Genomic DNA, 11,819 nt, shown 5'->3' on the forward strand with positions numbered 1-11,819 from the left:
GCGGGGGCCGTCCGCTGACTGCTACCCTTCCTGCGGCACTGCCTGGACGTCGACACTTTCACCTGAAGCCGATCCGCGACGCAGGCCAAGGAAGACGACGACGGCGGTCATGACGGTGATTGCCGCCAGCACGATCAGCAGCCTGTCGAACGCCGTCTCGTAGGCCTGGACCAGAACAGCGGCTCCGGCTTGGGGCAGATGTTGTGCTGCTTCGCCGAGATTGCCGGTCACCAGCAGCTGGGCTGCCGCCGCCGCCTCCGTCGAAGATGCCGTTTCCTCGGCGGCGACCTGCGCGGCGGTAAAGCCGGAAAGGGTCGCCATGACGATCGCGAGCGCCACACCCTCGCAGGCGACGCGGGTGGTGTTGAAGATGCCGACCGCCATGCCGGCGCGCTCTCTCGGCACGACACTGACGGCAAGCCCGTCCATCAATCCCCAGGGCAGGGCGATGCCGACGCCGATCAGCATCAGCGGCGCCACCAGCGCACTATCGACCGGTGGTGTCAGGCTCAGCCAGACAAGCCCGGCGGCAGCGACAAGCAGGCCGACGCCGCAGATCGTGGCCGGCGCGATCCAGCGCGCCAGCTGTCCGGCGAGCATCGGCAGGATCAGCAGCGGGCCTGATAGGCAGATCATCAATTGCCCGGCCTTGATCTCGCTCATGCCCTCGATGCCGATGAAGCGGATCGGCAACAGGACGAGCAGGACGACGAAGGCGTAAGCGGGTGCCGCAGCCAGAAACTGGACGCCGACGAAGCGGGGATAGGCAAACAGCGTGAGGTCAAGCATCGGCCGTTGTGCGCGCCGCTCGACAAAGACGAAGGCGACAAAACAGATGACAGAAGCGGCCAGAAGGGTGACGACAAGGGGATCGGCCCAGCCGCGCTGCGGGGCCTGGAGCACGCCATAGGTCAGCGACGCCAGCGCGATCGTGAAGGTGCCGGCTCCCGCCCAGTCGAGGCCAGTCGCATCCGGATCTCGCGATTCCCTGATGGTGCGCAGGCCGAGCATGGCGGCGGCAATCGCGAGTGCTGCAACCAGAATAAAGATCGACCGCCAGCCGAATGCAGAGATAAGCAGGCCCGACGCGATCGGGCCGAAGGCGAGGCCGATGCCGAAACTGGTGCCGAGAAAGCTGAAGGCGCGCAGCCGCAATGGCCCTTCGAATTCCTGGGCAAGTGCCGAGGCGCCGCCAGCAAAGGCGGCCGCACTGCCGATCCCCTGCGCGGCCCGGAAAATGTCGAACCAGATGATGTCCGGCGCCAGCATCGCGCCCAGCGATGCCAGGATATAGAGGGAGAGGCCGACGAGGAAGAGGCGCTTGCGGCCATGGTTGTCGGCCAGAGCGCCCGACGCCATCAGGGTGGCGCCAAAGGTCAGCATGAAGGCGTTGGTCACCCAGTTGAGCTCGATCGGACTGCCGCCGAGATCGGCCGCGATGCGCGACAGAGCGACGGCCGGACCGGTGAAGGTCAAGGGCATCGTCATCGCGGCAAGGCACACGGACAAGAGCACGAGCCATCTCTCGGCAGAGCCGGTTGTGGTCCTAGAAGTCATGGATTTCCCTATCTGAAGCAGTATCTGCGGTAGCCGCGCGGTTGCGGAGCCGGTCGTGATGACAAGATAGGTCGCCGGCATTTCAGGAAAAATAGTGTTATATCTCCTGGTATATCGGACTGAAACGCTCGAATGGAATGACGCGATGGATCGTCTCAACGGCCTCCTGGCCTTCGCCCGCACCGCCGAGCTCGGCAGTTTCGTCGCTGCCGGGCGGGGACTTGGCATCTCGGCTTCCGCCGTCGGCAAAAGTGTCGCCCGTCTCGAGCAGGAACTCGGCGTGCGGCTGCTGCAGCGCAGCACGCGGCGGATTGGCCTGACGGAAGAGGGCAGACTGTTCAACGAGCGCGTGCGCCGCATCCTCGACGACATCGACGATGCCGAAGCGATGCTGTCGCGGACACGGGAAACGCCGCATGGGCGGCTGCGCATATCCACTCCGATCGTCACCTATCATTTGCTGCTGCCGGTGCTGTCGGAGTTCATGGCCCGCTATCCGGAGATAGAGCTCGACATCGATTTCAACGACCGGATCGTCGACGTCATCGACGAGGGCATCGATGTCGCGATCCGTAGCGGCGAACTGCCGGATTCGCGCCTTGTTTCGAGACCCGTTGCCCCCTTTCGCATGCTGCTGTGCGCGGCGCCCTCCTATCTGGATCGTCATGGCGCCCCCAGTGTGCCGGCGGATCTCACCACGCATTTCGGCATAAACTTCCGCTTCCTGAACAGCGGCAGGTTGCTGGAGTGGCCGTTCATGACCGGAAGCGCCGAACCGCAGATCCGCTCGATGCTGACCTGCAACAACATGGAAGCCTTGAAGGGCGCCACGCTCGCCGGCCTCGGCATAGCCTGCATGCCGGATTTCCTGGTGCGCGAGGCGCTGCACGAAGACAGGCTGCGTACCGTCCTCGACGGTCATGTCGACGGCCGTGGCCAGTTCCGGATGCTGTGGCCCTCCAATCGCCATTTGTCGCCGAAGGTGCGCGTCTTCGTCGACTTCCTTCCCGAGCGGCTTGCTGCGCGGTAGGCGTTCATCGCTAAATATGAATTTTATAATCAAGTTTATGTGGAAACGCCGCAGCGGCTGTGGCATGTCGCTGACGGCGGTGGCGCTGCGGCGCTTGCCGAATTGTTGCGAAGGACTGAGCGATGGACCAACTTAGCGCGCAAACCCGGATCAGCGACGCGGCGATCAGGTTGGTGATGGACCGGCTGCGCGCAGAGCACAGCGAATTCGAGATTGACACTGGCGTTGCCGACCAGTGGGAGCTCCGCCTCTACTACGGCTCGTTGAGCGCTACGCTTGATGATGAAAGCGTGCTGATCCGGGTCGCGGCGACAGACGAAACCTGCCTGTCCTACATGAAGATGACGGTCGCCGGCCATGTCGCCGAACATCTCGGCACGACCAAGGGCATCCATTGGCAAGGTGACGGCAGCGCCGCCGGTACGCCGGTCTTCTTCCGCGAGATCGCGGTGATGTCGTCAACGCGGATATCGGCGCACATGCAGCGCCTGCGCTTCGCCGGCAAGGATCTCGGCCGATTTAGCCATGGCGGCCTGCACATGCGGCTGCTGCTGCCGCCGCCTGGCCGCCGGCTGGTTTGGCCGACGATGGGCGCTGACGGCTTGATCGTCTGGCCTTCTGGCGACGATGCGCTTGCCGTGCGGGTCTACACGATCCGGGCGGTGGACGCCGCAAGCGGTTGGCTCGACGTCGATTTCGTGTTGCATCCAGGCCAGGAGACGCCCGCCGCCGCCTTCGCGCAAAGCGCACAGGCAGGAGACGTGATCGGCATGATCGGACCCGGTGGCGGCGACGCCCCGGTGGCGCAGACCTTGCTTCTGCTCGGCGACGACACCGCACTGCCAGCCGTCGGCCGGATTTTGGAGCATTTGCCGGCGTCAACCCGCGCCGAGGCACTGATCGAGGTCGATGGCCCGGATGACCGGATCGCGCTGGCGCAAGGGGACAATATCGATATCACCTGGCTCTACCGGCACGGCCGAGAGGCCGGCACCGCCGGCCTGTTGCCAGCCGCCTTGCGGGAGCGCAGCCACATGGCGCTTGCCGACGGTCTTTATGTCTGGGCCGGATGCGAATTCGGCGATTTCCGGGAGATCCGCAAGATCGTGCGCAAGCAGTGGAACCTGTCGCGCGACCGGCACCTGGTCACCGCCTACTGGCGCCGGGACGCGCACAGCGTGGGCGAGGGCGGCGAGGAATAATCCGCGGCTTATGACCGTCTCCGGCGTCGGTTTTGCCTATTGCCTGACGCTTCTCGCCACCAGTCGCGCGACGCTCGGGCCGACCAGCAGCACGATCAGGAAGCGCGCCGACTGCAGCGCCATGACGAAGGAGATGTCGACGTTCTGCGCTGCGGCGGCGATGATGGCGATGCTGTCCATGCCGCCAGGGCTGGTCGCCAGATAGGCGGTCAGCGGATCGATGCCCAGGAGATGGCTGATCATGAAGGCAAGGCCGCCGCAAAAGGCGATCAGCGCCACGATCGAGGCGATGATCTGCGGCAGCGCGCGCGTTGCATGGCGCAGGATCGCCCTGGTGAAATTCAACCCGATCGACCAGCCGACCATAGCGTAACTGAATGCCAGCAGCCAGGGCGGCAATTGCATCTCAACGCCCAGGCCGAGATGGATGACGCCGCCGAAGATGAAGGTGCCGAGGAAGTAGGGAGAAGGCAGCCGGCACAGCTTTCCCGCCAAGCCGCCGATAAACGCGATGCCGATGGTGGCGGCGAAGGCTTGGGCGTCGATCGGCGGGAACCAGGTGATGGCGGGGATTTCGACGCCCGATGTGTCGACCCACATCTTGGCAACGAGTGCTGCCGTCATCGAGACGAAGATGACGCGCAGATATTGCATGAAGGCGACGAGACGCTGGTCGGCGCCGAACGCACCGGCCATCAGCACCATGGCGGTGGCCGCGCCCGGCGACGAACCCCAGACGGCGGTGGTGCCGGGCAGGATGCGCCAGCGGCTGATCAGCCAACCGAGCAGGCTGGAGGCCGTGACGGTGGCCACCACGACACCGAGAAACAGCGGCCATTCCCGGTAGAAGACTGGAAAGATGTCGGCCGAGATCGAGCTGGCGACGAGGCAGCCGACGATCGCCTGGGCGGCGCCGAACAGAAGGCGCGGCACACGCACCGTGGCGCCATTGGTGCCGGCGACGATGGCCGCCAGCATCGGCCCGATCAGCAACGCCGCCGGCAGGGTGGCGAGTTCCAGCGCGCCGGCAAACAGGAGAGAAACAACCAGCAGGGCAAGCCACTGCCAGAGCTTGCGCATCCGCGCCATGCGCTCGAGTGTGGGCAGGTCCGGGGAGGGCTGCTCGGCCGAGGAATCCATGTTTCGCTCTTAGACCCGCAGGGCGAAAAATGCGAACCGCGGTTCATAGAAAACTATTGTTTCACCCGTCCAGGTGTCGAGTAACAGGTTTCATAAGCCGGCGTCGAACCGTTGCTCGATCTCATTGCGACCCATGCGGTCGAAATCGTCGGGGACGGAAAACTGGCCGGCCATAAAACCGACCCGTCGCGCCTGCAGAGCCGGTTGTTCGATCGGCACGATTCTGGCCAACGGCTTGCCGGCTTTGGCAATAACAAACGACTCGCCTTGGGCTGCACGTCTCACAAGGCGCGACAGATGGGCTTTCGCATCGCGAATGTTTACTGTCTGCGTCAAAGGTTGCTCCTCAAAGTTGGCATCGAACTCACCCCGTCTTGCCGTCGGCCAGGCCGAAGCCGCCGACAGGGTGGGTTTCGACCTGGAATTCGAAGCCGGCGATGAACGGCCGCGCCTTGGCGATCGCCGCCTGGACTTCGGGAAGCTGCAGCGAGGCCTTGTGGCTTTCGGCGTCGGTCCACACTTCGGTGACCCAGATCGCATCGGCATCCGCGGGGTCGCGGGCGATGATGTAGTTCAGGCAACCCGGCAGGGCGCCGGTGCTGGCGCGCAGGAGGTCGATGACCGCGTCACGCTGGCCGCGCGCCGCCCGCATCTTGCCGATCAGTCCATACATTCCGTTGTCTCCCTTTGAGGTTTCGACAAGAGCGTGCAGACCGCCAGTATGCCGATAGCCGCTCAAGGCATCAACTGGCCGCCATTCACCTCGATGACCTGGCCGGTGATGTAGCCGCTGAGAAGATCGGAAGAGAGGAACAGATAGGCGCCGACGCAATCCTGCGCCGTGCCGGCGCGTCCCTGCGGAATGGTGGCGACCATGCCTTTGATCTGCTCGTCGGTCGAATAGCGCTCGTGGAACGGGGTGAGAATGGTGCCGGGCGCCACCGCGTTGACGCGGATGCCGAAGCCGATCAGTTCCTTGGCCATGCCGCGCGTCACATTGGAGACGAAGGCCTTGGCCGAGCCGTAAAGCCCGGCGCCGCCGCCGGCGCCATTGCGGGCGGCGATCGAGGAGGTGTTGACGATGAAGCCGCCCTGTTTCTTCAGCCACGGGATCGCCTTGCGCGAAGCAGTCAGTACCGAACGGGCGTTGAGGTCCATCACAGCGTCGTAATGCGCCTCGGTCTGCTCGGCATAGGGAATGCGGCCAAGCATGCCGCCGGCATTGTTGACCAGCCCGTCGAGGCGGCCGAAATATTGCGCGCTATCCTCGACGACGCGCTCGACATCGGCGGCAACGGAGAAATCGCCCTGAACGAGAAACACCTCGCCGCCCTTGTCGGCAATCGTCAGGCCGAGCTTCTCGGCGGCGTCTTGACTCGAATTGTAGTGCAGCGCCACCTTGCATTTCTGCGCTGCATAGGCCAGCGCGAGCGCCGCTCCGATGCCGGTCGACGCACCGGTGACCAGCACTGCCTTGCCGGCAAGATCGGGTATGCTGAGTGTGGTGGCTGGCACGGTTCTTCCTCCGGGACGTCTGCCTGTCCTTCGTAGGCCCTTGCCACCCCGGTGTTCAAGCCTTTGAGCAATTCAAGGAAACGTGTGAAACGGTTTCCCGGGAAAAGGAGTAGCGCTTTCCCTTGGGGAATTTGCGCCAAGCAAACCGCTCTACGGGTGCAGATAGGCGTAACCTTGGCCTTGCAGTTCGGCGAGTTTGACGACGCCGCCCTTGTCGGCGGCATGAAACCCGGCGAGCAGGTCGGGGAGCGAAATATCCATGCCTTGCATGGTGTTGGCGCAAGCATGGGATTCCAGCCCCTGCCGCACCAGGCCGGCGAAGCGCCCGGAAATCGCGGCCGATATTCCCTTCGACTTGAAGCTGGCCAAGGCCGGACCATGCACGACCAGCACGATGTCGACATTGCCGCCGGTGCCCTCATAGTGGTTCTTGATGTTGCCGAGCACGAAATTGACCTTGTCGGTGTCGCTCAAGTGGTAGGCGACTTTTTGCCTTGTGGGCTCGGTGGCGGCTGCCTGTGCTGCCCGCAAACCGAGAAGCGTTCCGGTTCCGGCAAGAACCGCGCGGAACATGTCGCGCCGACGCATGGCATCCTCCTTCGCTTGGCGGCCCGCCGCGAATTGCGTGGCTGCGGCCGCAATACTAGCATAAATTGACGTTGCGTCCTGTCGATGCGGAGGAGAGATCACGTGGCGTTCAGGGCAGGGGAATGGAAGACAGTCGCCGGCGCCGGGTTTGGCGCGGCGCTGCTTGGCTTGCTTGCCGGACCGGCCTCCGCCGACGATGCGCTGAAGCTCACCGAACTCAGTCCGAACGGCGCTGATGCCTGTTTCGGCCGCGTCTATGATGCGGGGCATCTCAAGGCGCACCCGAAGCAGAAGGTGGCCCGGATCTTCTTCTACTACGGCCATGATCCAGTCAGCCGGCCGAACGAGGAACCGACCGCGAATTCCGACACGTCCTACAATGCTTTCATCGCCACCACCGTGCGCGGCGCCAAGGCGCCTGAATGGGCCGGCGGCTGGTGCAATCACGCATCCGAGGACGGCAAGACAGGCCCGATCCATTGCGGCATGGAATGCGACCGGACGCTTGCGTCGCTGAAGGTCGACGACAAGGGCCGGCTGTTCCTCTCGGATCTGCAGCCCGACATCTATCTCGATGCCGGATCGGAAGAGGAGCTTGGCGCAGCGGAGTATGACAGGCAGGCGCTCGGCTCGGAGGACGACAATTTCCGCCTCGACCCGATGCCGGCGGTGACCTGCAAGGCCGAGTTCGCGCGCATCGATCCGATCGCCCCTGCGCTCGGGGTTCCACTGCGCGAGCGGCTGAAGCCGGACCAGACATTCTGCTATGGGCGCGACTACGATGCAGCGCATCTCGGCTCGCACCCCGATCAGCTCACCAAGTCGATCCGGGTTTTCCGCGGCAAGGTAGAGCTGGCGTCCTTCGCCTCGGGTGGCGACGCCGCCAACTGGCCTGATGGCGCCGACATTGCCGTTACCGTCACCACACGGCAGAAATCGGCCAAAGTCACGCAGACCTATTCCTGCCAGGCCGAAGCCGACCAGTGGCGCTGCGCGGCCAGTTCGAAGATGAGCGATTTCTCCTGCGACATCGCGCAGAAGGAGATTTTCCTCAAGCGTGGTGCCGATGGCACGATGATGCTGGCCAATCCCAACAGTGCACTCGCGATCGTCGACCTGTGTTCGAAGGCCGCCGACGGCAAGACGAAATCCGACGACAAGGTCTATCGGCTGCAGCCGATGCCGCAATCGGCATGCGCTCCGTAAGCACCCAGCGTTTTCGTCATCCTATGGCGGAGCAAGGAGCGAAGCGACGCGGCGCAGACCATAGGATCCATGCCGTGACATCCGAGCGCTGCTGCGGTGCAGAATTCTGTTCCGCTTCACTCTACGGCCAAGGTCGCGGCCTGGATCCTCGGGTCTCCGCGACGGAGCTTCGCTCCTGCTCCGCCCGTGGATGACGAAGTCGCGAGGCTTCGGTTAATTTTCCCAAGTCGCTACAGGAAATCGCCTCAGGCGAACGGCACGGCCGTCGTGCCCTTCGGCAGCTTGGCCTCGTCGTCGGGCTCGACATGGATGGTGACGCGCACCGAAGGGATTTCGGCCTTCAGCGCGTCCTCGATGCGGTCGCAGATGACATGGCTGGCGCCGACCGACATGTCTGCGTCGACGACCAGATGAAACTCGATGAAGGTGGCGCGGCCGGCGATGCGCGTCTTGAGATCGTGAACCTCCAGCGCGCCCTTGCAGTTGGCCGAGATGACGTCACGGATGCGCATGTGTTCCTGGGTGTCGACGGCGCGGTCCATCAGGCCGTTCATCGACGAGCCTATGACATGCCAGCCCTGCCACAGGATGTTCAAAGCCACGAGGACGGCAAGTGCGGGGTCAAGGATCTGCCAACCGGTCAGGATCGCTCCGACCAGGCCGCCGAAGACGCCGATCGAGGTGACCACGTCGGTCATGATGTGGTTGCCGTCGGCGACCAGTGCCGGTGATTTCTCAGCCCTACCGGCGCGGATCAGCGTCCAGGCCCAGAAGGCGTTGATGACCGTGGCAACGCCGTTGACCGCAAGACCTTCCCAAGGCTGTTCCAAGGGTGACGGGGTCTGCCAGGAGCGCCAGACCTCGTTGAGGATCAAGAGCGCGGCAAGCACGATCAGCACGCCTTCCAGCACTGCCGAGAAATACTCGGCCTTGTGGTGGCCGAAGGGATGATCCTGGTCGGCCGGCTTGTGGCTGACCTGGATCGCCCAGAAGGCGGCGACCGAGGCGATGACGTTGACGATCGATTCCAGTGCGTCCGAATAGAGCGCGACAGAGCCGGTGACGTACCAGGCGGCAGCTTTCAGCGCGAGCACGACAAAGGCGACGATAATCGACCAGAAGGCGAGATTGGCGATCTTGCGCTTCGCGGCCGCCTTGGCCGCGATCGCCATCGTGTTCTCGGCTTCGGCCATGATCGTCAGGCGGCCTTTTCCTTGGCCTTGCGGGGCAGGTGGGCGACGATGTTCTCGATGATGCGCATGCCGGCATTGTGGCCGAGCGTCATGATCGATTCCGGGTGGAACTGTACCGCGGCGATCGGCTCCTTGCGGTGTTCGAAGGCCATGATGATGCCGTCCTCGGTTTCGGCCGTGACGATGAAATCGTCGGGCAGGCGAACCGGATCGGCGAAGATCGAATGGTAGCGGCCGACGGTGACTTCCTTGGGCAGGCCGGAGAAGATGATGCCCGGCTTGGAAACGCGGATGCGCGACGGCTTGCCGTGCATCGGCACATGCAGCTGCCTGAGTTCGCCGCCATAGGCCTCGGCCAGTGCCTGCAGGCCAAGGCAGACGCCGAAGATCGGCAGGTCGCGGGCGCGCGCCTTCTTGATGGTGGCGGCGCAGTCGAAATCTTTCGGCGTGCCGGGGCCGGGCGACAGCACGACGAGATCGGGTTTCAGCCGGTCGAAGACTTCCTCCGGCACCGGCGAGCGAACGGTCGAGACGTTGGCACCGGTCTGGCGAAAATAATTGGCCAGCGTGTGGACGAAACTGTCCTCGTGGTCGACCAGCAGGATGTTGACGCCGTCGCCGACGCGCGCGGTGGTGCGCTCGGTGCTGGCGGAATTTCCTGTCTTGGCGTCGCGGATGGCGGAGAGCATGGCGGATGCCTTCAGTTCGGTTTCGGCTTCTTCTTCCTCGGGAATGCTGTCGAACAGCAATGTGGCGCCGGCGCGCACTTCGGCAATGCCGTCCTTGATACGGATGGTGCGCAGGGTGAGGCCGGTGTTCATGTCGCCGTTGAAATTGACCATGCCGATCGCACCGCCATACCAGGCGCGCGGGCTTTTCTCGTTCTGCTCGATGAAGCGCATGGCCCACAATTTCGGCGCGCCGGTAACGGTGACCGCCCAGGCATGCGACAGGAAGGCGTCGAAGGCATCCATGCCTTCGCGCAGCCGGCCTTCGATGTGGTCGACCGTGTGGATCAGGCGCGAATACATTTCGATCTGCCGACGGCCGATGACGCGCACCGAACCCGGCTCGCAGACCCGCGACTTGTCGTTGCGGTCGACGTCCGAGCACATGGTCAGCTCGGATTCGTCTTTCTTCGAGTTGAGCAGTTTCAGGATCTGCTCTGAGTCGGAAATGGCGTCGTCGCCGCGCTTGATGGTGCCCGAGATCGGGCAGGTCTCGACGCGGCGGCCGTTGACGCGCACGAACATTTCCGGCGAGGCGCCGATCAGATATTCGCCTTCGCCCAGATTGATGAAGAAGGAATAGGGTGACGGATTGATGGCCTTCAGCTTGCGCGAAATCTCGGACGGCTGCGTCTCGCAGCGCTCGTAGAACATCTGGCCGGGCACGACCTCGAACAGGTCGCCGCGCTTGAACGAATCCATCGCCTTGCGCACCAGATTGGCGTATTCGCCCGGTTCATGGTCGCCGCGCGGCGGGATGCGGTCGGGGCTCTTGAACGGCTCGGCGATTTCGTCGCGCGGCAGCCCTTCGGTTGAAAACCCGTCGCCGGCATAGTCGTAGCGGTCGGTCCAGGCCTTGGCCGAATAATGGTCGACGACCAGGATCTCGTCGGGCAGGAACAGCACCAGGTCGCGCTGGCTTGGCTTGCGCTCGAGCTTGTAGTCGACCGGGTCGAACTGGAAGGCGAGGTCGTAGCCGAAAGCGCCGTAGAGGCCGAGATTGGCGTCTTCCTCGGTCTTGAACAGAGCGGTGATGGCGCGCAGAACGGTAAACACCGAGGGGACGCGGCTGCGTTCTTCTTCGGTGAAGACACGACCAGGCTTGGCGACGTCGAGGCGGATGAGCTTTTTCGACGTCTCGGCGATGGTGACATCGGCCAGGCCGGCGAGCGCCTTGCCGATGACCGGCAACAGCACCTCGCCACGGCCGTTCAGCGCCTCGACGCGCATGGCGCGGCCGCGCGCGGAGATAACCAGAGGCGGGTCGATGATGGCGGTGTCCCAGCGCGTGTAGCGGCCGGGATATTCATAGTTGGAGGAAAACACCGCGCCGCGGCGCGAATTCAGGCCGTCGACGTAAGCGTCGATCGCGCCCGCATAGGGCCGGTCGTGGCGCTCGCGGGTGATGGTGACGCCACCCGCGGTCAAGAAACTTTCCGCGCCGTTTTCCAGAACCTTCATCGTCATTGCCGTCTCCATCAGCTTCTTGGGGCAACGGACCCGGGAATGGCTTGGAAAAAACAAATGGCCGCCCGGACTTTCCGTTGCGGCCACCCTCTCTTTTCACGCGCACGTGTTCGAACAGGCCGCTGTCAGCAGGCCCACCACCAAATGGTCTTGGTCGAACGCATGTTCATGGCGAAATCCATAGCTGCGAAAA

At 63.9% G+C, this 11,819-nt stretch carries 11 protein-coding genes; 3 read left to right on the forward strand and 8 right to left on the reverse strand.

Annotation, left to right across the window (positions count from 1 at the left end; translation table 11 throughout):
• Positions 1-21: 21 nt before the first annotated feature.
• A complete protein-coding gene (locus NKH06_RS12285) occupies positions 22-1,557 on the reverse strand; it encodes an MFS transporter (RefSeq protein WP_352796170.1) in 1,536 nt (511 codons plus the stop codon).
• Positions 1,558-1,702: 145 nt separating this feature from the next.
• Here NKH06_RS12285 and NKH06_RS12290 point away from each other — a divergent pair, with 145 nt between their 5' ends.
• Together NKH06_RS12290 and NKH06_RS12295 are read left to right on the forward strand one after the other, a co-directional pair.
• A complete protein-coding gene (locus NKH06_RS12290) occupies positions 1,703-2,587 on the forward strand; it encodes a LysR family transcriptional regulator (protein WP_352796167.1) in 885 nt (294 codons plus the stop codon).
• Between the two features lie 122 nt (positions 2,588-2,709).
• The gene (locus tag NKH06_RS12295; RefSeq protein WP_352893163.1) at positions 2,710-3,789 is read left to right on the forward strand and encodes an SIP domain-containing protein; all 1,080 of its coding nucleotides are present in this window, start codon (positions 2,710-2,712) and stop codon (positions 3,787-3,789) included.
• Positions 3,790-3,825: 36 nt separating this feature from the next.
• Here the strand turns inward: NKH06_RS12295 and NKH06_RS12300 are convergent, their stop codons facing one another.
• From NKH06_RS12300 to NKH06_RS12320, 5 genes are all read right to left on the reverse strand, one after another.
• Complete coding sequence (locus NKH06_RS12300) at positions 3,826-4,929, reverse strand: AbrB family transcriptional regulator (protein ID WP_352553369.1); 1,104 nt, start codon at positions 4,927-4,929, stop codon at positions 3,826-3,828.
• 90 nt (positions 4,930-5,019) lie between these two features.
• A complete protein-coding gene (locus NKH06_RS12305) occupies positions 5,020-5,265 on the reverse strand; it encodes a type II toxin-antitoxin system Phd/YefM family antitoxin (RefSeq protein WP_023809887.1) in 246 nt (81 codons plus the stop codon).
• Between the two features lie 28 nt (positions 5,266-5,293).
• Positions 5,294-5,602: a putative quinol monooxygenase gene (locus tag NKH06_RS12310; RefSeq protein WP_127290228.1), complete on the reverse strand. Its 309-nt coding sequence runs from the start codon at positions 5,600-5,602 to the stop codon at positions 5,294-5,296.
• A gap of 62 nt (positions 5,603-5,664) precedes the next feature.
• A complete protein-coding gene (locus NKH06_RS12315) occupies positions 5,665-6,444 on the reverse strand; it encodes an SDR family NAD(P)-dependent oxidoreductase (protein ID WP_023809885.1) in 780 nt (259 codons plus the stop codon).
• 150 nt (positions 6,445-6,594) lie between these two features.
• Positions 6,595-7,032, reverse strand: coding sequence for a DsrE family protein (locus NKH06_RS12320; protein WP_023809884.1), 438 nt, complete (start codon positions 7,030-7,032; stop codon positions 6,595-6,597).
• A 102-nt stretch (positions 7,033-7,134) separates the two neighbouring features.
• Here NKH06_RS12320 and NKH06_RS12325 point away from each other — a divergent pair, with 102 nt between their 5' ends.
• Positions 7,135-8,238 carry a hypothetical protein gene (locus NKH06_RS12325; RefSeq protein WP_352893167.1) on the forward strand — a complete coding sequence of 368 codons (1,104 nt, stop codon included), beginning with the start codon at positions 7,135-7,137 and terminating at the stop codon, positions 8,236-8,238.
• Positions 8,239-8,483: 245 nt separating this feature from the next.
• On the opposite strand, the gene NKH06_RS12330 is transcribed toward NKH06_RS12325, so the two are convergent.
• Positions 8,484-9,431, reverse strand: coding sequence for a cation diffusion facilitator family transporter (locus NKH06_RS12330; protein ID WP_050596711.1), 948 nt, complete (start codon positions 9,429-9,431; stop codon positions 8,484-8,486).
• A gap of 5 nt (positions 9,432-9,436) precedes the next feature.
• Positions 9,437-11,626 carry an anthranilate synthase gene (locus NKH06_RS12335; protein WP_352893169.1) on the reverse strand — a complete coding sequence of 730 codons (2,190 nt, stop codon included), beginning with the start codon at positions 11,624-11,626 and terminating at the stop codon, positions 9,437-9,439.
• Between the last annotated feature and the right edge of the window lie 193 nt (positions 11,627-11,819).

It is taken from the genome of Mesorhizobium sp. M1342 (genome assembly GCF_040317955.1).
Classification (GTDB): Bacteria; Pseudomonadota; Alphaproteobacteria; order Rhizobiales; family Rhizobiaceae; genus Mesorhizobium.

Bases quoted from the DNA above. Each gene is read 5' to 3' on its own strand.
- NKH06_RS12285 (WP_352796170.1), bottom strand. From the start codon at position 1,557: ATGACTTCTAGGACCACAACCGGCTCTGCCGAGAGATGGCTCGTGCTC.
- NKH06_RS12290 (WP_352796167.1), top strand. From the start codon at position 1,703: ATGGATCGTCTCAACGGCCTCCTGGCCTTCGCCCGCACCGCCGAGCTC.
- NKH06_RS12295 (WP_352893163.1), top strand. From the start codon at position 2,710: ATGGACCAACTTAGCGCGCAAACCCGGATCAGCGACGCGGCGATCAGG.
- NKH06_RS12300 (WP_352553369.1), bottom strand. From the start codon at position 4,929: ATGGATTCCTCGGCCGAGCAGCCCTCCCCGGACCTGCCCACACTCGAG.
- NKH06_RS12310 (WP_127290228.1), bottom strand. From the start codon at position 5,602: ATGTATGGACTGATCGGCAAGATGCGGGCGGCGCGCGGCCAGCGTGAC.
- NKH06_RS12320 (WP_023809884.1), bottom strand. From the start codon at position 7,032: ATGCGTCGGCGCGACATGTTCCGCGCGGTTCTTGCCGGAACCGGAACG.
- NKH06_RS12330 (WP_050596711.1), bottom strand. From the start codon at position 9,431: ATGGCCGAAGCCGAGAACACGATGGCGATCGCGGCCAAGGCGGCCGCG.
- NKH06_RS12335 (WP_352893169.1), bottom strand. From the start codon at position 11,626: ATGACGATGAAGGTTCTGGAAAACGGCGCGGAAAGTTTCTTGACCGCG.